Here is a 20,125-nt window from a genome sequence, read left to right as displayed (position 1 = left end):
CCGGGAATGTTCTGCCGGAAGCGGGGTTTCGTGCAGGTCGTCACCCGGAAAAACGGCGGAGGGAGAGGTCGCCGCCACCCTCACTCGAGTGTTCGGACTTTCCGCACCTTGACGGCGACGCCGCGCTTTGCCTGAACCATCTCGTCGGCGCCCATCATCGCTTTGCCCGTTGCCAGTGCACGCTCGCCCTGCACCAGCACCTCGTCGCCCTCGCGGATCGCCGGGTCGGCGGCGACGACGCCCGGGGCGAGGACGTCGCCCTGCGGCACGAAGTCGTCGATCGTCACCCGGTAGCGGTCAGGAATCAGCTGCCATCCCTCGAAGGTCGGCCGGAAGAGCCCGGTACCGGGGTCGATGCTGAAGACCTGCTGCTTGCCTCTGAGCACCGAGACCCGGGGGCCTTTGCTCCGCACCCGCAGGCCTTTCATATCGACATCGGTGCCGAACTGCCAGGCGAGGGTGCCGCGCACCATGTCGGCCTGCATCTTCCTCTCACCGCGGAGCGCCTCGTCGAGCGCCCGGAGGGACGCACCGCTCGTCGGGTGGCCGCTGCAGGTGACCTCGAGGTCGAGCGAGAGGGCTTCGGCCGCCATCTCCGCAACCGTGAGCGCCCCGCCCTCCAGGTGCGCGATGACGCGGCCGTAAGCGTTCTTTGCGAGATAGCGGACGAGGATATCGGCGATGAATGCACACTCCTCCCGGTCCCAGTAGCCGGTCACCGGCACGTCGTAGTGGCCGGCGGGGTAGACCCGCTCGAGTTCCCGCGGCACGACGCCGAGGGGCGAGGTGACGATCACCTCGTGGCCGCGGCTTGCAACCGCGGCCGCAAAGCGCCGGTGGCTCTGGGAGAGGGAGTAGGGCTTCCTTGCCGAGCAGGGGAGGAGGACCAGAACGTCGGTCCGCGTCGGGGCGAACCGGTCGATGACGCGCTCGGCATACCGCCGAACCTCCGCCCGGTTCTGCGACTCCGCCGAGTTCGCCCGCAGGGTGACGTCGCGGGCGATCGGGAGGCGGCGCTCCAGAAAGGCATACTGCCGGTCCAGGAACCGGAGGATCCCGACCTGCGCGGCATCCAGCCTGCACCGGGACTCGACGAGCTCGCGGAGCTGCCCGGCCTCAACGAACCGGGCGACGAGGGCGATCTCGCGCTCAAGTGCCTGTCGGTTGTGGCGTTTGAGGTCGCCGTCCCGGCACCCCGCACAGCCGCAGACGCCCGACTCCATCATCGATGCCGGAAACTCCCCTTCGGGCGTGCAGAAGACGCCCCGGGCGGTCGCAAGGTCAACTGCACGGTAGTCGAAGAGATCGAACCCGGTGTAGACCAGCAGGGCGGCCGCCCGGGGGAGCGCCGCCGCCGGTGCGTACCAGGCGGTGTCGGGGACGACCCGCTCCTTCAGGGCGACGAGCCACTCCACGTACTTCCTGGGGTTTGCAAGCGCCGTGTGCCATCCTGCCGCCATCACGCAGTCGCCCGACGCCGCCGCAGCCGGGGCGGCAGGATGAACGCTGGCCGGCTGATCGCTGCCGGGCTCGTGGTAGCGGGCAGCGAACGCCGGGCCGGCGTCGAGGGGCACGTTCGAAAGCGCCCGGCGCTGCAGGTTCGGGAAGAGGCCGTCCGCATCAACCGCCGCCGGGAGGGTGAGGGTCACGCCCTCGTGCTCGAAGATGCCAATCCGCGCAAGGCCGTCGCGCTTCCGGCCCTCATACCTGCTCACGCTGCACCTCCGCTCCCGGCACTTCCTCGGCAACGACCGGCGCCCATGCCGGGCCGCACCGGACCGCGAACCAGCTCTCCGGGTGGCCTGCCATCAGGCTTCGTATCCCGGCACACCCCGACCGGACCATAGCCTCGTCCCAGTCCGGGATCTCACTCTGCCCGACCGGGAAGGTCTCGGCGAGCCCGGTCGGGTAGGGGCCGAAGGGAGGTTTGAACCCGAGCACCGTATCGAACCCGGGCACCTCCTTGCCGTCGAAGGAGATGAGCACCCGCCCGCCGAGACTGATCCGCGGGATCGTCTGGTGATAGCGGAGCACCTCGGTGCGGCGGCAGCTCTCGCTGCCCCGGTAGAAGAACCGCCGTTTGGAGACCCGGTCGGCGGGTTCGAGTTCTTCTGCGTGCCGCAGGAGTTCACGGTAACCGGCGAGGAGCCGGGGGTGGCTCCTGCATCGCTCGTCGACGAGCTCCCAGAGAGTGCCGTCCTGCACCGCCTGCCGGATCCGGGCGATCTCGGCGAGGGTGACGTGGAGATTGTGAAGGGCGAGCAGCCGCTCGCGCTCCGGGGATCTCTTCAGTTCTTCGGCAGTATGGCTGCGGCAGACCCGGCAGGCGCAGGGGAGCTCCGCCAGTTCGTCCACCTTCAGGGTGCCGTGCGTCGTGATGTAGCGTCCCTCGCGGGCAAAGAGGGCGTAGGCCGCGGAGTCGAAGAAGTCGCAGCCCATCGCGACGGCGAGTGCGAGCATCGCCGGGTGCCCGGCGCCGAAGAGGTGGACGCACGTTCCGGGAGAGAGGCCGCTCTTTGCAGCAAGGACGACCTGCACGAGCTCTTTGTAGCGATACGACTCCATCAGGGGAACGACCGCGCCGATCGGGCAGAAGGTGAACCCGAGGTCCTGCACCGCTGCAGCGGCCTCCCGACGGAGGTCGGTGTAGATGCCCCCCTGCACCGGGCCGGCGAGGTTGGCGTCCGGGAAGAGCGCCTGCCCTTCCCGCATCCGCTCCAGGGTGACGGCGAGCTCCTGCCGTGCCGTCTCCCGGTCCGTGCCCGGCGGCGTCGGGATGTCGAGCGGAACGATAATCTCGCTCCCGATGGCCTGCTGGAATGCGAGCGTCTCTTCGTTGCTGACCTCGACCTCGCCGTAGACCGAGAGCTGGAACGACCCGGAGTCGGTCATGATCACGCCGTCGAAGTCGAGCACCGCATGGAGGCCTTCGGCAAGGGCTTTGTCGCGAAACTCAGTGCTCCGGTTGAAGATGTACGCGTTGGTGATCAGCGCCTCGACGCCCATCTCCTGCATCTCGCGGGGGGTGATCAGGGGCAGGTGGGGGTTCACCACCGGGAGGAGCGCCGGCGTCCGGACGGTCTTCGATCCGACTTTGACCTTGCCTACGCGGCCGCCGATATCTTTGTGGATTACTTCAAAGGTTATTGTCATTCGTTTTCTTCACGCCTCTTCCTCAAATATTTGCCCCTCGAATGTAAGTACGTTGACATCGCTCCGCTTCCAGCACCCTGCCATCAGTCCCGCTTTCTTGCAGGTGTAATCGAGAAACTCCCGGGTCTCCCAGTTGTATTCGACCGGAACCTGCGGGAGCAGAAGGCCGCTGGTCCCGAGGCCGCTGACGATCAGGCCGTGCTTCCCGATTACAACGTGCTCGGGTCGGTCCACCGGCGGGCATGCGAGCGGCTCGGGCGCCGTGAGCACCGTCACTTCAAGGTCGATATCCGGGATCTCCCGCCCGGAGACCGGCGGGAACCGCGGGTCCTGAAGGGCCGCCGAGACCGCAGCCTCGACAAGCGCCTCTCCGAGCGATTTGACCGGGTACGGTAACCCGATACACCCGCGGAGGTCACCGCGCTTTTTAATAGTGACAAAGACGCCCCGCTTTTCGTCGAAGATGCCAGGGAGATTATCCGGTGCGTACGTTTCGCCGTTAACGGCGTGTTCAATAGCCCTGCGGGCGGTCTGCAGGGCGATCCGCCCCTCCTCATCGATCAACATAGCTATCAAAAGGTCGTATACGGCTGCGTGTTCATATGCTTTTGGAACCACACCGCCGCTTTCATGCCGGGACGGGGGCGTTGCCATCGACCGTCCGGATCGTACGGGTGAGAACCGTCGGGCCGGCGCTCTCCGGGCGGATAATGACCCGCACATCCGCACCGTCGGGCAGCGGAGAGGGGAGACGGATCTGTAGCGTGAATATCTCGCCTGCCTCGAGGACGGCATCGCCGTTGCCGTTCTCCTGCGCGGCGACCGTCCACGCTCCCGGCTCCGGTGCGGCGGCAGCCGAGTAGGTGAGCGTCTCGAGGTCGCAGGGCGTCATGACGGTCACCGTCGCACGTGCCATATCGACCGGCATTCCCGGTTCGGTCGGGGCGACGGTCAGCGTGAGGGTGTCGGCGTTCTGGCCGCCGGCAGAGCGAATATCCCAGACAGCCTCCAGGCACGGACTGCCCGCGGCGACGACCGGGTAGCCGGCATCGCCTGCTCCCGCAAGGGAGGCTGCCCCCGTACCGAGCGAGAGGAATGAGAAGAGGGATGTAACGGCTATGAACGCTCCAAGGACGAGGGCGATCTCGAGCTCTGCTGCGGCATCGGGTCCTGCTCGGATGGCCATGATTGGATCGGAACGTAAGACTTAAATAATAGTTTATATACCTTTCGCTTACCTGAGGTAACCCCCCCGCCTCCGTCAAGCATATGTAGCCACACGTCCAATATACTGGGGGAGAGGGAGAGGGCGGCCGACGGTGGCACAACGATGCTGCTGAGGAAAGTCCTCCCACCGACCGGAGACGCAGCCGCATGCAAGTGCGGGTGGCGAGAGTCACGGCAATGACACAGAAACGACACGGCCCATCGTCAGTTATGAAACGACCGAGCCCCACGGGGCGATACCTAACTCGTTGAACGTAGCGATGGGATGCGATGAAACGGTGAATCCCTGCGGGTGCAAGCCAAAACAGGGCATATGGATTCTCTGGTATCCGCCCAGGTATGGCGCTGAGCTGAATGCCGCCACGAACAGAAGGAGGCTTACTCCTCCCACTCCTTGTATCTTCTGCATCACCGATCGTTTCTTCTACACTGTTTATTCCGTAACCAGAAGCAGAAGACAACCTATTCTCATGCCACGCTGACTGCTGCTGACGATCAGGATCTCGGGGCATTGTGATCATCACGCACTCCCTTGCCGGGAAGCACAGGACGCCCGATGGACTTCAGCAGACACAGATTCTCCGTGAGAAACACCGGAAAATTTCGGAGATTTAAGGGAAGGATGAGCAAACGCTAAATACACCTTCATCCCGATATCTCATGATGTCATCCGGTCACAATCAACAAACGGGTGCATTGACATCGATCTACCCGTACATCCTCCTGATCACCGCTGCCGTTGCCATCGCCGCTACGGTAGTTTCCCTGCAGGCAGGAATCACGAATGTCTTCCCCCACCTGTACTATCTTCCGATAGTGCTTGCTGCCTATTGGTACCCCCGTCAGGGTGTGGTCTTTGCCCTCGTGCTGGCAATCGCGTATTGTGCGCTCGTCCTGCTCCTCGGCAACGCCGACGTTGCAGCGCTTGCCGCTGCCGCCATCCGTGCCGCAGTATTCGTCGGCATCGCAGCGGTCGTTGCATACCTGGCAGGACACCTCAAGAACGACATGAAAGAGTATCGTGCACTCTTTGAGTCTACCGGCACTGCCACGATGCTCGTCGGGCGCGACGGCACCGTCGCTCGCATCAACAGCGAGCTCGCAAATGTGACGGGATACTCCGAGGACGAGACCGCCGGAACCATTGGTTGGGAGAATTTCGTGGCGCCCGAAGAGCGGGAACGGGTCGGCACCATGCTTGCGGGTCTGGACTCCCACGGGAGCAGTGCACCATCTTCCTTCGAGATGCGGGCTGCTCGAAAGGACGGCAGCGTCTTCGACGCGATGATGACCGTTGCGGCGGCACCGACCACGGGAGGCTACATCATCGCGCTTTCGGACATCTCAGAGAGAAAACAGGCAGATGCCGCCCTTAAGGCTTCCGAGACACGCCTCCAGACAATCCTGGACAGTCTCCAGGCAGGCGTCGCCGTCATCGATGAGGAGGATCACACGATAGAATACGTAAATCCGGCCGCTGCGGATCTGATCGGCGCTCCCGGGGATCAGATCATCGGCCATATCTGCCACCGGTTCATCTGTCCTGCACAGAAAGGGTCGTGCCCCATCAGCGACCTTGGACAGAGCGTGGATCACGCAGAACGGGTTGTCGTTACGTTGCAGGGCGAAGAGATCCCGGTCATCAAGACCGTCGCACGGATGACGGTTGACGGGCACCCGTACCTCGTCGAGAACGTCATCGACATCCGCAATCGAAAAGAGGCGGAACAGGCTCTCCTTGCCTACGTGACAGAAGCGGCACTCCGCCTGAAGCAGCCGGTCGAACTGATCCGCGACAACCTCGCAGATATCCTCCAGCAGATCCATGACGACGAAACCGCTCGCGATGTCATCGAGACGGCGATCAAGGTTCAGATCATACATGCCGACCGGATCGTCGACAACCTCCGCGACCTCGATCGTGCCGTCGCACAGGAACGAAAAGAGATTCCCGAGGCATTCAGGGCGTTCCTGTCCAGGTGAAGAGGAATGTCGGTCAATCAGATACGGCTCGACGACGGGGAGAAGAGGATTGTCCTGGCACTCTCTTCCGCAACCAGAATAAAAGAGAATAACATCGCCCTTGTCCGGGAGGTTACCGGGCAGGGCATCACCATCATCTACGTCGGCGCAAATATGCCGTCCCGGTACCTCACCGATCTCTTTGCGAAGCGGGATGTCGACATTTCACGGGTCGCATTCATCGACTGCATCACGAAGTATGCGGTGGGTTCTGTCCCGGATGTTCCGGGAAATACCAGATTTATCAGCCACCCGGGGAATTTTACCGATCTCGGCATCGCCATAACGGAGATGCTGAAGAAATATTCCGGAGAAGACGTCCTGATATTCATCGATTCGATCAATGCAATGCTGATTCATGCATCATCCGACAGCCTCATCAAATTCATTCATTTCCTCACGAGCAAACTCCGCCTTATGGAGGTCAGGGGAATTATCCTTGCGGTGGAAACCGGCCTCGATCCGGTCCTGTTCTCACACCTGACGTCGTTCACTGACGAGGTGCTCACAATCGGCGACGACGTGCAGGCGTGATCGCCGGAACGGAGCACCTACAGCGGCCGGGTGCCGGACACCCGGCGGCAGATCATCAACTCTTTCCCTGCGGCTTCAGTTCGATCTCATCGAACGTCGTCACGTGGCTGCCGGCGACCTGCCCGGCCTCGCCCGCCCGGATCAGCACGAAGATCTCAGCATCGGCGTTTTCCATCGAGACGACGTCGCCGTGCTCGGCCTTGACGACGAAACCCCGGGTGGCGAGCTCGCCCCTGACGGCCGAAACCGACCCGTAGGCGGAGAGTATGTCGTGCACCTGCTGCAGAACCTTCTGCTGCTCTTCCGTATTCACGGCCATAGATGCTCATTCCTCCCCGGCCATATAAATATACTGCGCAGAGAATGCCAGTGGTCACGCTGTGCCGCCGGCTGCCGCATCACGCATCAGGGTGGCCTGATATGCATATAGATACATAACCTTTAGATACTGAGATTACTATTGATAATAGAATGGACATTCCCACACCGGCAGAACTCAAAGCGAAACGGATGCAGCTCGGACTGAAGCAGGCAGACGTTGCACGACTGGCAGGGATCAGCCAGTCGATGGTTGCCCGCATCGAGGCGGGGAGCGTCGATCCGAGGACAAGCACCCTCATCAAGATCGTGGATGTTCTCAAATCCGCAGAGAACTCCACGCTCACAGCGGCGGACATCATGCATACCCCTGTCCTCTGTGTCTCCCCGAGCGACCCGATCAGCCGCGCGGTGGAGATTATGGGAAAGAACAGCATCTCTCAGTTGCCGGTTATCGAAAGCGGCGTGCCGGTCGGGTGCATCTCCGAGTCCGCCATCATCAACGCCATGGAGAGCGGCGGGCTGCAGAAGACGCACGCACATGACGTCAGGGACTTCATGGAACCCGGGTTTCCGACCGTGCCCCACTCCATGCCGGTGGAGACGGTCGTGCATATCCTGCAGCAGAATCACGCGGTGATCGTGCTCGATAAAGGAAAGGTGCAGGGTGTCATCACCAAGCACGACCTGATATCGCTGATCGTCTGATCCTACAGGAGAGAGACCAGTTCGCGGAGGACCGCCGCAGGATCGTCCGCCTTGACGACGCTGGATGCCAGCAGGACGCCCTGCGTTCCGAGGTCGAGCGCGATCTTTACGCAGTCGCCGGACTGGATCCCGGCGCCGGTCAGAACCTGTACGTCATCACGGACGCCCCGCACGGCCTCCACCGACCGCCTGATGATCTCCGGGTCAGCCTTTGAGACCGAGACGCCGCTGCCGATCAGTTCGGGCGGTTCGATGGCCACGTAATCGGGGGCGAGCGCCGCCGCCGCAGCACTGGTGGCGACGTTGTTTGTGCAGACGACCGTCTCGAGCTGCAGGCGTTTTGCAGCCGCGACGGCGGCTTCGATGTCGGCGAGGGTGAGTCTCCGCTCGGAGTGGTTGATCAGCGTCCCGTGCGCCCCGGCGAGCTTCACCGCCTCAGGGAGGATGTAGCCGGTATGGGCGCCCGGGGTTATCCCGTCGATGTGCTGCGCGTAGACCGGAATCGAGAAGTGCGTGCTCAGGGGACGAAGATCCATAAATGACGGCGCGACGCCGATGGTCACGCCGCTCTCTTTTGCGACATTCTCTGCAGCGGTGGCGATCCGGTGGGCGCTGCCGCCGATGCCTTCCTGGTAGGTCTTCAGATTGATCAGAATCAGAGGTGACACCATATCGATCACTTTTGACTGATAGGGCGCACGTTTTAATAAACGATCTCTTCCGGAGAGGAACTCTCCGCTTCCTGCACGCCACGGAGGAAGTGGCCGGCTGTGATCCCTCCGCACGATCGCCGTTTCACCTCCTCCTTCATCCTGCGGGTCACAGATCCCGCCTCAATGGCAGAGCGGTAGATCCCGGCCATCTCCTGCGCGTAGCGGCCGGTGCGACCGCGGGCGTCGATGGCGAGCGAGTCGTATCCGGCCGCAAGAAGGTCGGGGACATGATCGATCAGCGATGTCTCGACCGCGTTTGCAAGATATGTCCTTCCTGCGGCGTCAGCCCGTATAGGGAAGACGCGGCGTCTGCTGTCCCGAAGTCCCCGGAAGGTCTCATCCGTCCCGGACGCAAGGGCGAGCAGGCGATCCTCGGTCACCAGCGCCTCGAGGTTCCCCTCCACGATGATCTCGAGGCGCGGGCAGGACGGCAGGCTTTGCGAGCGGGCAACGAGACCGGCGAGGTCGCCACCGGAGAGCTCCGGCGAGAGTGTCAGGTGGGCAAAGAGGGGCGCGAGGGCGGCGACCGTACGGTGGTTCCAGACGTTCAGGCCCGCCGCGCCGTAGAGCGGCAGGGCAGCACCTGCTCCGGTGGCGGCCACCGCCGCCCCGACGCCGCTCACCATCACCCCGGCAATGCCCGCCGCCGCAAGGGACGGGAGAAGGGGCGCGGCCGCATCCAGGAACCGCCGGTCGGTGATCGACGGCCACTTCCAGACGAGCTGTGCCCCGCTGTTCCGGCAGATACCGGCGGCCTCGATGAGCAGCGCCGACGCATCACCGGGGTGAGCGGCAGGTTCAAAGAAAACCGTCCGGGCGCCGCCGCTCACCGCACCCCGCACCTCGTCGAGCGTTGCGGTGTAGACCGAGAGGGTCGGCTTCTGGCGGCGCTGCGGCCGCGCCGGAGCGGCCGCGAGCTCTGGGAGGATCGCTCCGAGCCGCTCTGCAGCGCGGCGGGAAGACTCCTGACCGGGGCGGAAGGATGCTGCGAGCGTCGCCGCCGCCCGGTCGAGAAACTCCCGCCGCAGGCGGTTCAGCTCGCTGAGCGGGGCGAAGAGCCCGCCCGGGTAGTCGAGCCGCAGGTGCGGGATCACAAACCGTGTCCCACCGGTCTTTGTGAACTGGGCTTCGAGCTGCTCTGCGGTAAGCGGACGGCTCCGGGCGGGCTCCAGGGCAGGACCTCGCATCCGGAACCGGAGCTCCCGCCCGTCCGGAGCGCGTATGCTCCCCGCAAGCACGGGCGCTGCATCCTCAAAGGAGACACTCACATCCAGGGGGATAGCCGGAGGCTCACGGGCTGCAATCTGCCGGGCGTGTTCCTCCAGCGCCGCCCGTCTGGTCAGGGAGATCCGCGATCCCGATTCGATGGAGAAGGGAACGGCGAGGATCATCCGGTCACCCTGCACCACCGGCGACGTCCGCACCACCATCCCCTCCTCACTGCCGGAGCGGACCAGACATACGGCGAGCCCGTCGCCCGGAGCGGGCACAAGGGTTCCTGCAAGCCGCACGGTCACTTCCTTCCTGCGGGGATTGAACGCCGTCACCGTCCCGACGAAGATGCCGCGGTTGCCGGGGAGATCGCGCCCCATCACGTCCCGATCACCGAGGAGATACCCCGCCGTGAACCCCCGGGTAAATGCCAGCGCAAGGTTCTGTCGGTCTTCCTCACCTGGCCGCCACCCGCCGGCGGCGATGCCGTCGAGCGCCCGCCGGTAGATATCCACCACCGTCGCGACATATTCGGGCGACCGCATCCTGCCCTCTATCTTGAGCGACGCGACCGGAGCCGCCACGACCGCATCGAGATTCGGGTAGACCGCAAGGTCGCGGGTGGAGAGGAGGTAGGCGTCCGCGAGGGGGACCTGCCGAAGGTCGACCGGCCTGCCGTAATCGTCTTTTCCCCCGACGAGGAGATCGTAGGGTTTTCTGCACGGCTGAGCACAGATCCCCCGGTTCCCGCTCCGCCCGCCGATGACCGATGAGAGAAGGCACTGGCCCGAGTAGCAGTAGCAAAGGGCGCCGTGGACGAAGACCTCAAGGCCGACCCGGTGGGTTCGGGCATCCCGGGCGATGGCTTCGATATCGGAGAGCGGCATCTCCCGGGCCAGGACGACGCGGGAAAAGCCGTGCTCAGCCGCCCATACGACCCCCTCGCGGTTGTGGACCGTCATCTGGGTGGAGGCGTGAACCGGCAGATCCGGGACGATCTGCCGGGCGAGGGCAGCCACGCCGCTGTCCTGCACCAGCACCGCATCGGCTCCCACCTCGTAGAGCCGGACGAGGTATGCGGCCACGTCGGCGAGCTCGGCATCCCGGATCAGCGTGTTGACCGTGACGTAGACACGCACCCCCCGGAGGTGCGCGTACGCGATCGCCTCCGCGAGACCGTCCTCGGGGAAGTTTGCGGCGTACCGGCGTGCCCCGAACCGCGTCCCGCTCAGGTAGACGGCGTCGGCGCCTGCAGCCACCGCTGCGGCGAGCGCGTCGGGCGAACCCGCAGGGGCAAGCAGTTCGGGGAGCGCACCCTCTCTTCGTATCTGTTCTCCGGACATCTCTGTTCGTTCCCAGCCTCTCGTGAGTACCAGATATGTGGAGCCGGAGGGGACTATATGATTGTGCCCGGCACGAGAGCAAAAGCAGGGGTTCATCGGGAGAGCCGCTCCAGTACATCCATGAACCGGCAGACAGGCATCATCGGCTACGGACATATGGGGAGCATGCTGGCGGAGGGGTTTCTCGCGTCCGGCGCCCTTGAGCAGGAAGAGCTCGTCGTCACTTCCCGGAGCCTCACCGCCGCCGAGGCGCTCAGAACCCGCTATCCGGGCATAACCCTCGCCGCCGACAACGCCGGCCTTGCCCGGCGCTGCGATCTCGTCGTTCTCTGCGTCAGGCCGCCCGACGTGCAACGCGTCCTTGACGAGATCATCCCGGCTCTCCGCGGCGACGAGCACCTCGTCTCCATCGCCGCAGCGCCTGACCTCAAAACCCTGGAGGATGCATATCCCGGCCCCGTCACCCGCGCGATGCCGAGCATCCTCTCGGAAGTCGGCAGGGGCACGACCCTGATCGCGCATGAGAGCAGGACGCGCACGACGGAGGCAGAACGGGTGGAGCGGCTCTTTTCTGCGATAGGATCCGTTGTCAGGGTCGGCGAGGAGAACCTAGCGGCAGCAACCGTCATATCCGGCTGCGGCCCGGCATTGATCGCGGCAATCTCTGAAGAACTGCTCCACGCCGCCGTCCGCGGAAGCGATCTTACCCGGGAAGACGCCGGCCGGCTGGTCCGGGAGACGCTGATCGGGACCGCGGCGTACCTCGAGGCGACCGGAACAAGTCTTGAAGACCTGATCCGCCGGGTTGCCACTCCGGGAGGGATCACCGAGGCAGGGGTTGCAGCCCTGCAGACCGACCTTCCACCGGTTCTCGATGCCATGTTCGAGCGGATGCTCGCCCGGAACGCTGCACTGCTGTCTTTTGGTGGATGAACAGACTTATTATGCATCCTGACCGTATACCTTCCCGAGAACCATGAAGATCGTCGCCTCCATTCAGGAACCCGATATGCTCGACATGGCAGTCTCGGCGAAGGCGAACTTCATCGAACTTCGCCTTGATATGATGGAGGGCGACCTCGCGGGCACCGTCGAACTGATACGGGCACGGACCGTCCTCCCGCTGATCGCCACCCTGCGGAGCCGTGACGAAGGAGGACGGTTTGAGGGGACGTCCGACGACTGGTTCGCGATCATCGAGCCCCTGGTGCGGCACGTCGACCTGGTGGACATCGAGACCCGGTACCGCGAGCACGCACCGAAGATCATGTCCCACGGCGTGCAGATCATCGCGTCGCTCCACCGCCCGGATATGCCGACCCGGTTTGAACTCGAGCAGATCGCTCTCGAACTCCGTTTGTTCGGGGATATCCCGAAGATTGCGGTAGGGCTCCGGTCGCAGGCGGAACTCCTCGACCTCCTGGCATACACCAGCGAAGCGCCAAAGCCGATCTGCGTGAGTATTGTAGGGGAGCAGTTCCGATGCGCCCGCGCCCTCCTCCCGCTCTTCGGTTCGGAGCTCGCCTACTGCCACGTCGGCACGCCGACCGCACGGGGCCAGTACCACGTGGAGGAGCTCAAGCAGCTCCTGGAGATGCTCCGGTAATTGCAAGCCGGTGCCGAATAAGGCCTACTGATACCGATCCGGCATTTCTTTACAGAAGAGCCGCTTTCTGGTAACAAGCACTGAAATCGCTTCGAAAATCAGACCGTGACGGCAATCGCATTGGAGGAGGGGTATCAGGGGAAGGGGCTGGCTCCACCCCCGTGAAGATTCCCCTCACGGTCCGACGCATGTTCTCTGCATCGCTGTGGATAAAAAGCATGGGGAGGAGAACACCCGCATATCATCCTCCCTCCATCCACTTTTTCCACACAAGCGCCGGACCCTCATTCCTCTTTTTCCAGAAAGCCCCGATACTTCTCCCGCTCGAGGAAGGCGTCGAGGACGGCGAGCGCCGTCATGCACTCGGCAACCGGCACGATCCTCGGCACGATGCAGGGGTCGTGCCGCCCGCCGATCCGGATCTCCCGCTCCGCCCCTGCGGCGTCGACCGTCCGTTGCGGAAGATTTATCGACGGCGTGGGTTTGACGGCGATCCTGGCAACGATCTCCTGCCCGGTGCTGATCCCGCCGAGGATGCCGCCCGCGTGGTTGCTGGCGAAGCCTTCCGGCGTCAGCGGGTCGTTGTTCTCGCTCCCGGATGCCCGTGCCGCGGCAAAACCGTCGCCGATCTCGACGCCCTTCACCGCACCGATGCCCATCAGGGCTGCGGCGATTGCCGCGTCGAGCTTCCCGAATACCGGATCGCCAAGCCCCGGCGGGCACCCGGTGACAATCACCTCAACGATCCCGCCGACCGAATCTCCCCGGTCGCGGGCGCTCCGTATCTCCGCCTCCATCTCGGCGTGCCCGGTCTTTCCGTGAATCTCACGGATCGATCCTGCAACGCGGATACCGCAGCATCCAAGAATGTTCACCGCCACGGCTCCAGCGGCAACGCGGGAGAGTGTCTCCCGGCCGGAACTGCGCCCGCCGCCGCGGTGGTCGCGGATGCCGTACTTCGCGTGGTAGGTATAATCCGCGTGCCCGGGGCGGAAGAGATCGCGGAGCGCATCGTAGTCGCCGGACCGCTGATTGCTGTTGTAGACGATGAGGGCGAGGGGTGTCCCGGTCGTCACCCCCTCGAACGTTCCGGAGAGGATCTCCACCCGGTCGGCCTCGCTGCGGGCGGAGACAAGATCGCTCGTTCCCGGCCGCCTGCGGTCGAGGTAGGGCTGGATATCCGCCTCCGCAAGGGCGATTCCGGGCGGGCACCCGTCGATGACCGCCCCGAGTGCCTTCCCGTGGCTCTCCCCGAAGGTCGTGACCCTGAAGTTTCTTCCGTAGGTGTTCACTCCATCATCTCCCGGACCAGCGCCGGCTCCACGGCGATGCCGGTGATCAGCCGGAACTGTTCGACCGCCTGGTGCACGAACATCTCGGTGCCGGCGATCGTCTCGCACCCTGCCCGGACAGCCTCACGGAGGAGCGGCGTCTCTGGCGGCGTGTATACACAATCATAGACCGTCATTCCCATTTCAAGTTGCTCTACGGTAAGCAGACTCCGGGCATCGCCCTCCATCCCGACCGGCGTCGTGTTGACGACGACGTCGACGTCGCGCCCTTCGAAGGCGTCGAGACCGCCTGCGGCGCAACCGTAGCGGCTTGCGAGAGTGCGCGCCTTCTCCGGCGTCCGGTTCAGGACGGTCACCTCCATATCCAGGGACTGGAGGGCGTAGACGGCAGCGGCGGCAGCCCCGCCGGCGCCGAGCACCACCGCCCGCCCGCCGGCGCGGTGCCGGAGAGGAATCCTGATACCCAGCCAGTCGGTGTTGAACCCCTGCATCACCCCGCCGCACTGCACGACCGTGTTGACCGCGCCGATGGCGGCGGCATCTTCCGATACCTCGTCGAGATACGGGACGATATCGACCTTGAAGGGAATGGTGACGCTCATGCCGCGGACGTCCAGCAGCCGTGCAAGCCTGACGATCGTCCCGATATCGTGCCACTCGAACCGGGTATAGCGGTAGTTCATCCCGAACCTCTCAAAGAGGCGTTTGTAGAGCCCCGGGCTCTTACTGTGCGCGCAGGGGTTCCCGGCAATTCCACAGAGCCGGGTCGCAGGGTCGCCGGCGACCGCGTCGCCGATCCCCATCTCCCGCGCGAGCAGCGCCGCCTCCCTGCGGTTCCCGGCACTCACCGTGCCTTCCGCGAGGGTGCGGGCAATCCAGGCGGCGATCTCCGGAGATGCGGCGTTCCCGGTCTCGATGCAGACGTCGGCACTGCTCCGGTAGGCCTGGCGGCGCACCTGGAGCAGGTGGCGTATCTCGCCCGCAGCCGGAAGATCCGTGAGGGCGGGCCGATCGCTTCCCCGGATCCGCTCCTCAATGACACCCGGGTCTGCCGTCAGCAGGACGATCGTCGCGTTGTACCTGAGATCTTCGACGTTCGCGGGGTCGCAGACCGCTCCGCCGCCGGTGGCGATCACGCAATCTTCGTTCCGGAGCGATGCAATGACCTCCCGTTCGAGCAGCCGGAACCCGGCCTCGCCGCGGGAACGGAAGATCTCCGGGATGGGCATCCCGGCCTGCTCCTCGATGCAGGCATCCGTATCGATGAGGGGGAGGTGGAGGTGCTCGGCAAGACGGCGCCCGACGGTGGTCTTCCCGGTGCCCCGAAACCCGGTCAGCACGACCTTCACAACAGACCAGCCTCCCGGAGGGCATCCCAGAATCCCGGGAACGACTTGCTCACGCAGGCCGGATCAGTGATCGTCACGCCGCCGAAGCCGAGCCCGAGGACGGCAAAGGCCATCGCGGTCCGGTGGTCGTCCTGCGGGTCGACAGTCACGCCGCGGAGAGGGGCGGGCTCGATCGTCATCCGGTCACTGCCGACCGTAACGCCCGCTCCCATCCGGCGCAGCGTCTCCGCCGTGACGCCGACGCGGTCGCTCTCCTTGTACTTCAGGTGACCGATCCCGGTGATCGTCGTCGGAGAGGCCGCCACTGCCGCAACGGCAGCCAGCGTCTGCACCGTATCGGGTGCGGTGGACATATCGATCGTAATCCCACGTAGGTCGCCGCTCCGCTCGACCGTTACGCTCCCATCTCCGGCGGTCACCCGGCACCCCATCCGACTGAGCGCTTCGAGAAACCGCCGATCTCCCTGCGCAGACGCCGGGTTGAGGGTATCGACCGTGACCCTGCCGCCGCAGACGGCGGCGACGGCGAAGAAGTAGGATGCCGAGGAGTAGTCACCCTCAACCGCATACTCCCGCCCCAGGTAGGTGCTGCCGCTTCGCACCCGGAACCGGGTATACCCATCCCGCTCGATCCAGACGCCGAAGGCCTGCATCACGTCCGCCGTTACATCGAGGTACGAGCGGGACGCCGGGACGTCGGGGATGGAGAGCTCGACATCCTCCTCTGCAAACGGAGCGGCCATCAGGATCGACGAGATGAACTGGCTGCTCATGCTCCCGTCGACGACGGCCGCCCCGCCCTGCAGCCTGCCCTCCACCCGGATCGGCGGATAGCCGACCCTGCCGAGGGAGGTCACCCTGCCGCCGAGGGCGCATAGAGCCTCCGCAAGCGGCTCAAGCGGCCGCTCCAGCATCCGCGCATTCCCGGTGAGCACCACCGGCCGCGGAGAGAGGAGGGCGACCGAGGTGAGCAGCCGCAGGCTCGTCCCGGAGTTGCCGAGATCGAGGGTCACCGGATCGCCGGGCGGCAGGCGGCCGCCGCACCCCGTAACGGCGATCCCGCCGTCGCGCCAGTCTACCGGGACGCCGAGGCGCTGCAGGGCGCCAGCGGTCAGCCGGGTGTCGTCGGCGTCGAGCGGGCGGGTGACCCGGCTCTCCCCGGCGGCAAGTGCGGCGGCGATCAGTGCACGGTGCGTATAGCTCTTGGAGGGCGGCGCGGAGAAGCGAAGATCCACCGCCGGGCGGCGCGAGAGGGTCACCTCCATTCCGGCACCTCCCGGCAGGTGTAACACCCGAGCTCCTTCACCGCAGTCATGCCGTGCAGCTCGGCGAGCACATCGCCGCAGCCCGATGTGACCGCAAAATCGATGAAGAAGACGTACGTTCCGATACCGCGCCGGGACGGCCGCGACTCGATCCGGGTCAGGTTCACGGACCGGGCCGCAAAGACGCCGAGCAGATCGTAGAGGAGCCCCACACGGTCGGCCGAAGGATCGATGAGGATGCTGCACTTGGTGCACCCGGCACCGTCCCGCGGTGCCGACGCTATCCGGACGAACCGGGTGACGTTCCGGCTGCTGTTCTGCACATCCTGCCTGACGACCGGGATCTGGTATATCTCCGCCGCGCTCAGAGAGACGACGGCGCCCGCATCGTCGTGTTCCAGCAGCGCACGGGCGCTCGCTGCGTTGCTGCTGGTATGCACGACGTCGGCGCCGAGCCGGTCGAGGAAATCGCTGCACTGCTCGTGCGTCTGCGGGTGCGCAAAGACAGTCGTGATCGCCGATGGATCGCCCCGTGCCGCAAAGTGGTGGCGGATAGGCATATAGATCTCTTCGGTGATGAAGACCGCCTCGTCACGGAGCCCCTGGAGGGTCGGGCCGACGCCGCCTGCCTCGCTGTTCTCCAGCGGCACGAGGCCGTCCGTCCCACCGCGTGCAACCGTCTCGATGATCCTCCCGATGGTGGGGAGGAGCGTGCAGTCGTCGCCGTAGAGGCGCATTGCGAGTTCATGGCTGAACGTGCCCGCAGGCCCGAGGGTTACGAGAGTCATCTGCTCACCACGCAGCGTATCAGGTCATCGGTCTCGCGGGTGGCGTCGCTGCCGTAGGTCTCGTAGTGCCGGGCGTTTCTTGCGAAATACTCGCGGAACCGGGCAGGGTCATCGCTCTCCACCACGGAGCGCAGATCGCGGACGGCGTCCTCGAATGCGGCGAGCACGCCGGGAACGGCCGGGTTCATCCGGAGCATATCGCCGTAGAGATCGGGGTCCTGGGCAAGCAGCCGTCCGATCAGCCCCATCTGGATGCGGTAGATCGGGCTCGTAAAGGTGAGCGACTCTGCGACGTCCACCTCTTCCCTCCGGATCGTCTCCGCCGCGGCAAGGGTGGAGACGTGGGTCAGCCCCTGGATGACCGCCATCATCCGGTCGTGCTCTTCGGGGGTGGTGATGGTGATTGAGGCTCCCTGCCGCTCGAAGACGTCGAGCAGGAGGGTGAGATCCTCAGGCTCGCACCGGGCCGGGGTGACGATGATCGTCTGGCCGCGGAGCGACTCAGCCCCCGGCCCGAACATCGGGTGCAGCCCGATGACGCGGGCAGGCGACGTGAGCATCGCGCGGACGGGCTCTGCCTTCAGCGAGGTGAGATCGCAGAGGATCTGCCGCTCCGAGAGGTGCGCCGCGATCTCCGCGATGACCCGGACCGTCTCCCTGATGGGAACCGAGACCATCACGACATCTGCCTGCTCCGCGACGTCGCGATTCGTGAGGGCCGTCTTCCGCCCCGAGACGCTGACGTCCCATCCGGCGGACGAGAAGACGTCTGCAAAGAACCTGCCCATCTTCCCGGTGCCGCCGATGATGCCGACCTGCATGGGTTTACTTCTCACGAATAGTCTCCTGCACAGGCATACCGAAGTGCCGGCCGCCTTCGGCGGTGCACCCGAGGATGCGGTCGCCCTCTCGGAGATCGACGACCGATACTGCCTCGCCGCCCTCGCCGACGAGCCGGATCGTCTCGGCATTCTGCAGGACGAGCGTTGCGCGGCCTTCTCCGGTCTCGGCCTCCACAAGGAGGAGCGGGCGGCGCTCTATCTTCACTCTGCCGACGATTGCGTCGGTCGCCTTGCCTGCGCTCTCCGCGACCATGACGCGATCGCCGACCTTCAGGTCTGCGAGGTATGCCGTCTTCCCATCCGGGAGCATGATGTAGGCATGGACTGCACCGGCATTGACCCGGAACGGGCGCGGCGCCACGTACGGGTTCTCCAGCGTCTCCGGGTGCACGAGCAGGAATGCCGAGGAGGTGTTGCCGACGAGCATCCCCTGTCCGTCCGCAAGGAGGGAGCAGGTATCGACGCAGACGCGGTCACCCATCCCCACCGGCCGGATACCGGTGACTGTGAAGGGAACGAGAGCAACGTTCCCGCGACCGGTGGATACCAGGGACGCCACGTCCCGGATGACTGCCGGATCATCGGTCGTCAGCAGGACTCCGGCGACGCCCCGCTCAAGGACGGTCAGCGCCACCGCCGCCTCCTCCCTGTTTCTCACGGCGGCGATGATCCGGTCCGACTGCGCGACCAGGTTCTCGAGCGGGATCACCGTCCAGTCCTGCGTCCGGACGATCACAAAGCCCCTGCCGGCAAGGCGGACCGCTTCGTCCTCACTCTCTTTATCGGTGATCGTCACCTCAAAGACGTCTTCGCCGGGCATAAGATCGCCGTCGGGCGCGATCGTCGTTACCCGTGCAAGTTCGCGCACCCGCCCGGCATCCTCGACCACCAGAGCGTCCGCTCCGCTCTCGATTGCCGTCGTCGCGAGATCGCTCTCCCAAGGCCGGAGATCTACCCAGAACCGCTTCATGACTCCATCTCCAGCACCCGCTCCGGGTCGGCGCCGTCGTGCACCACCCGGCAGATCGCCCGGACGAACTGCCGCACGTTCTCCCGCTGGAAGGCGTTTCTCCCCATGCAGACACCGGCAGCCCCTGCGCCGATCGCCTCCCGGATGGTGGAGAGCGTCTCAACGTCTCCTCCCTTCTCGCCCCCTGCGACCATGACAGGAACCGAACAGGCATCCGTGATCTGCCGGAACGACTCGGGGTCGCCGGTGTAGTTTGTCTTGATGATATCTGCGCCGAGCTCCTCGGCGACCCGGACGCAGTGCCCGATCGCCTGCGGGGAGGTCGGATCGATCCCCTCGCCGCGGGGGTAGATCATGATCAGCAGCGGCATTCCCCACCGGTTGCACTCTTTCACCACCATCCCCGCCGACTCGATCATGCTGGATTCATGCGGCGCCCCGAGGTTGATGTGGATCGAGACGGCATCCGCACCGAGGGCGACAGCCTCCTCGACGGTGCAGACCAGCACCTTGTCGTTCGGGTCGGGGTTTAAGGACGTGCTCGCCGAGAGGTGGACGACGAGCCCGATATCCCTGCCGTGTTTCCGGTGGCCGCCCTTCACCATCCCTTTATGCAGGACGATGGCGTTCGCACCCGCCTCACTGACATCGGAGACGATCCGGGTCATATCCCGCAGCCCCTCGATCTGGCCGAGGGTGAACCCGTGATCCATGGGGATTATCACGGATCTCCCCGTGTTTCGATCCATAATCCGTTCCAGACGTATCTCTTTTCCAATCATC

The 20,125-nt window shown here is 64.9% G+C and carries 19 protein-coding genes and 1 other RNA gene; 6 read left to right on the top strand and 14 right to left on the bottom strand.

All coding sequences use genetic code 11. The features are described from left to right. Positions 1-80: 80 nt before the first annotated feature. The 4 genes from arcS to FGU65_RS00780 all read right to left on the bottom strand — a co-directional run bounded on the left by arcS (position 81) and on the right by FGU65_RS00780 (position 4,339). Positions 81-1,715: an archaeosine synthase subunit alpha gene (arcS, locus tag FGU65_RS00795; RefSeq protein WP_301662496.1), complete on the bottom strand. Its 1,635-nt coding sequence runs from the start codon at positions 1,713-1,715 to the stop codon at positions 81-83. After that, positions 1,702-3,153, bottom strand: a complete 1,452-nt coding sequence (gene tgtA, locus FGU65_RS00790) for a tRNA guanosine(15) transglycosylase TgtA (protein ID WP_301662495.1) — start codon at positions 3,151-3,153, stop codon at positions 1,702-1,704. The genes arcS and tgtA overlap by 14 nt, the downstream gene beginning before the upstream one ends. A 9-nt stretch (positions 3,154-3,162) precedes the next feature. Next, positions 3,163-3,720, bottom strand: coding sequence for a TIGR00296 family protein (locus FGU65_RS00785; RefSeq protein WP_367652344.1), 558 nt, complete (start codon positions 3,718-3,720; stop codon positions 3,163-3,165). 61 nt (positions 3,721-3,781) lie between these two features. Next, positions 3,782-4,339 carry a hypothetical protein gene (locus tag FGU65_RS00780; RefSeq protein ID WP_301662494.1) on the bottom strand — a complete coding sequence of 186 codons (558 nt, stop codon included), beginning with the start codon at positions 4,337-4,339 and terminating at the stop codon, positions 3,782-3,784. 111 nt (positions 4,340-4,450) lie between these two features. Here FGU65_RS00780 and rnpB point away from each other — a divergent pair. The 3 genes from rnpB (at position 4,451) to FGU65_RS00765 (ending at position 6,936) form a co-directional block, all read left to right on the top strand. Next, an RNA gene (rnpB, locus tag FGU65_RS00775) (RNase P RNA component) lies at positions 4,451-4,773 on the top strand. A gap of 303 nt (positions 4,774-5,076) precedes the next feature. Next, positions 5,077-6,363: a PAS domain-containing protein gene (locus FGU65_RS00770; protein ID WP_301662493.1), complete on the top strand. Its 1,287-nt coding sequence runs from the start codon at positions 5,077-5,079 to the stop codon at positions 6,361-6,363. Positions 6,364-6,369: 6 nt separating this feature from the next. Beyond that, entirely contained in the window at positions 6,370-6,936 is a 567-nt protein-coding gene (locus FGU65_RS00765) for a DUF7504 family protein (RefSeq protein ID WP_301662492.1), read from the top strand. Positions 6,937-6,991: 55 nt separating this feature from the next. Here the strand turns inward: FGU65_RS00765 and FGU65_RS00760 are convergent, their stop codons facing one another. Then, the gene (locus FGU65_RS00760; RefSeq protein ID WP_301662491.1) at positions 6,992-7,255 is read right to left on the bottom strand and encodes a hypothetical protein; all 264 of its coding nucleotides are present in this window, start codon (positions 7,253-7,255) and stop codon (positions 6,992-6,994) included. A 152-nt stretch (positions 7,256-7,407) separates the two neighbouring features. Between FGU65_RS00760 and FGU65_RS00755 the strand changes: the two genes are divergently transcribed. Then, the gene (locus FGU65_RS00755; RefSeq protein WP_301662490.1) at positions 7,408-7,962 is read left to right on the top strand and encodes a CBS domain-containing protein; all 555 of its coding nucleotides are present in this window, start codon (positions 7,408-7,410) and stop codon (positions 7,960-7,962) included. Between the two features lie 2 nt (positions 7,963-7,964). Here FGU65_RS00755 and tpiA read toward each other — a convergent pair whose 3' ends face one another. Together tpiA and FGU65_RS00745 are read right to left on the bottom strand one after the other, a co-directional pair. Next, positions 7,965-8,633: a triose-phosphate isomerase gene (gene tpiA / locus FGU65_RS00750; protein WP_301662489.1), complete on the bottom strand. Its 669-nt coding sequence runs from the start codon at positions 8,631-8,633 to the stop codon at positions 7,965-7,967. Positions 8,634-8,665: 32 nt separating this feature from the next. Next, complete coding sequence (locus FGU65_RS00745; protein ID WP_301662488.1) at positions 8,666-11,230, bottom strand: U32 family peptidase; 2,565 nt, start codon at positions 11,228-11,230, stop codon at positions 8,666-8,668. A 120-nt stretch (positions 11,231-11,350) separates the two neighbouring features. Between FGU65_RS00745 and FGU65_RS00740 the strand changes: the two genes are divergently transcribed. Together FGU65_RS00740 and FGU65_RS00735 are read left to right on the top strand one after the other, a co-directional pair. Continuing rightward, complete coding sequence (locus FGU65_RS00740; protein ID WP_301662487.1) at positions 11,351-12,163, top strand: pyrroline-5-carboxylate reductase family protein; 813 nt, start codon at positions 11,351-11,353, stop codon at positions 12,161-12,163. Between the two features lie 43 nt (positions 12,164-12,206). Then, on the top strand, positions 12,207-12,836 hold the full coding sequence (locus tag FGU65_RS00735) for a type I 3-dehydroquinate dehydratase (protein ID WP_301662486.1): 630 nt from the start codon (positions 12,207-12,209) through the stop codon (positions 12,834-12,836). Positions 12,837-13,120: 284 nt separating this feature from the next. Here the strand turns inward: FGU65_RS00735 and FGU65_RS00730 are convergent, their stop codons facing one another. Genes FGU65_RS00730 through FGU65_RS00700 form a run of 7 tightly spaced genes read right to left on the bottom strand, consistent with a single transcriptional unit; the run spans position 13,121 to position 20,124 of the window. Then, positions 13,121-14,128, bottom strand: coding sequence for a chorismate synthase (locus tag FGU65_RS00730; RefSeq protein ID WP_301662485.1), 1,008 nt, complete (start codon positions 14,126-14,128; stop codon positions 13,121-13,123). After that, the gene (gene aroE, locus FGU65_RS00725) at positions 14,125-15,477 is read right to left on the bottom strand and encodes a shikimate dehydrogenase (protein WP_301662484.1); all 1,353 of its coding nucleotides are present in this window, start codon (positions 15,475-15,477) and stop codon (positions 14,125-14,127) included. The genes FGU65_RS00730 and aroE overlap by 4 nt, the downstream gene beginning before the upstream one ends. Beyond that, the gene (aroA, locus tag FGU65_RS00720) at positions 15,474-16,742 is read right to left on the bottom strand and encodes a 3-phosphoshikimate 1-carboxyvinyltransferase (protein ID WP_301662483.1); all 1,269 of its coding nucleotides are present in this window, start codon (positions 16,740-16,742) and stop codon (positions 15,474-15,476) included. Before aroA ends, aroE begins: the two co-directional genes overlap by 4 nt. Continuing rightward, the gene (locus FGU65_RS00715; protein ID WP_301662482.1) at positions 16,733-17,530 is read right to left on the bottom strand and encodes a prephenate dehydratase; all 798 of its coding nucleotides are present in this window, start codon (positions 17,528-17,530) and stop codon (positions 16,733-16,735) included. The genes aroA and FGU65_RS00715 overlap by 10 nt, the downstream gene beginning before the upstream one ends. Then, entirely contained in the window at positions 17,527-18,366 is an 840-nt protein-coding gene (locus FGU65_RS00710; RefSeq protein ID WP_367652336.1) for a prephenate dehydrogenase/arogenate dehydrogenase family protein, read from the bottom strand. Before FGU65_RS00710 ends, FGU65_RS00715 begins: the two co-directional genes overlap by 4 nt. Further along, a complete protein-coding gene (locus tag FGU65_RS00705) occupies positions 18,356-19,342 on the bottom strand; it encodes a 3-dehydroquinate synthase II (RefSeq protein ID WP_301662481.1) in 987 nt (328 codons plus the stop codon). Before FGU65_RS00705 ends, FGU65_RS00710 begins: the two co-directional genes overlap by 11 nt. Beyond that, positions 19,339-20,124 (bottom strand): 2-amino-3,7-dideoxy-D-threo-hept-6-ulosonate synthase, encoded by a 786-nt coding sequence (locus FGU65_RS00700; protein WP_301662480.1) that lies wholly within the window; start codon positions 20,122-20,124, stop codon positions 19,339-19,341. Before FGU65_RS00700 ends, FGU65_RS00705 begins: the two co-directional genes overlap by 4 nt. Between the last annotated feature and the right edge of the window lies 1 nt (position 20,125).

This window comes from Methanoculleus frigidifontis (genome assembly GCF_030464345.1).
GTDB lineage: Archaea > Halobacteriota > Methanomicrobia > Methanomicrobiales > Methanoculleaceae > Methanoculleus_A > Methanoculleus_A frigidifontis.
The sequence above is the reverse complement of the archived record's forward strand: the minus strand, read 5'-3'. Positions and strand labels throughout refer to the sequence as shown.

Excerpts from the sequence above, each read along its gene's own strand:
- tgtA (WP_301662495.1), bottom strand. The coding sequence starts at position 3,153 with ATGACAATAACCTTTGAAGTAATCCACAAAGATATCGGCGGCCGCGTA.
- FGU65_RS00785 (WP_367652344.1), bottom strand. The coding sequence starts at position 3,720 with ATGTTGATCGATGAGGAGGGGCGGATCGCCCTGCAGACCGCCCGCAGG.
- FGU65_RS00780 (WP_301662494.1), bottom strand. The coding sequence starts at position 4,339 with ATGGCCATCCGAGCAGGACCCGATGCCGCAGCAGAGCTCGAGATCGCC.
- FGU65_RS00765 (WP_301662492.1), top strand. The coding sequence starts at position 6,370 with ATGTCGGTCAATCAGATACGGCTCGACGACGGGGAGAAGAGGATTGTC.
- FGU65_RS00760 (WP_301662491.1), bottom strand. The coding sequence starts at position 7,255 with ATGGCCGTGAATACGGAAGAGCAGCAGAAGGTTCTGCAGCAGGTGCAC.
- FGU65_RS00755 (WP_301662490.1), top strand. The coding sequence starts at position 7,408 with ATGGACATTCCCACACCGGCAGAACTCAAAGCGAAACGGATGCAGCTC.
- tpiA (WP_301662489.1), bottom strand. The coding sequence starts at position 8,633 with ATGGTGTCACCTCTGATTCTGATCAATCTGAAGACCTACCAGGAAGGC.
- FGU65_RS00745 (WP_301662488.1), bottom strand. The coding sequence starts at position 11,230 with ATGTCCGGAGAACAGATACGAAGAGAGGGTGCGCTCCCCGAACTGCTT.
- FGU65_RS00740 (WP_301662487.1), top strand. The coding sequence starts at position 11,351 with ATGAACCGGCAGACAGGCATCATCGGCTACGGACATATGGGGAGCATG.
- FGU65_RS00735 (WP_301662486.1), top strand. The coding sequence starts at position 12,207 with ATGAAGATCGTCGCCTCCATTCAGGAACCCGATATGCTCGACATGGCA.
- aroA (WP_301662483.1), bottom strand. The coding sequence starts at position 16,742 with ATGGAGGTGACCCTCTCGCGCCGCCCGGCGGTGGATCTTCGCTTCTCC.
- FGU65_RS00715 (WP_301662482.1), bottom strand. The coding sequence starts at position 17,530 with ATGACTCTCGTAACCCTCGGGCCTGCGGGCACGTTCAGCCATGAACTC.
- FGU65_RS00705 (WP_301662481.1), bottom strand. The coding sequence starts at position 19,342 with ATGAAGCGGTTCTGGGTAGATCTCCGGCCTTGGGAGAGCGATCTCGCG.
- FGU65_RS00700 (WP_301662480.1), bottom strand. The coding sequence starts at position 20,124 with ATGATTGGAAAAGAGATACGTCTGGAACGGATTATGGATCGAAACACG.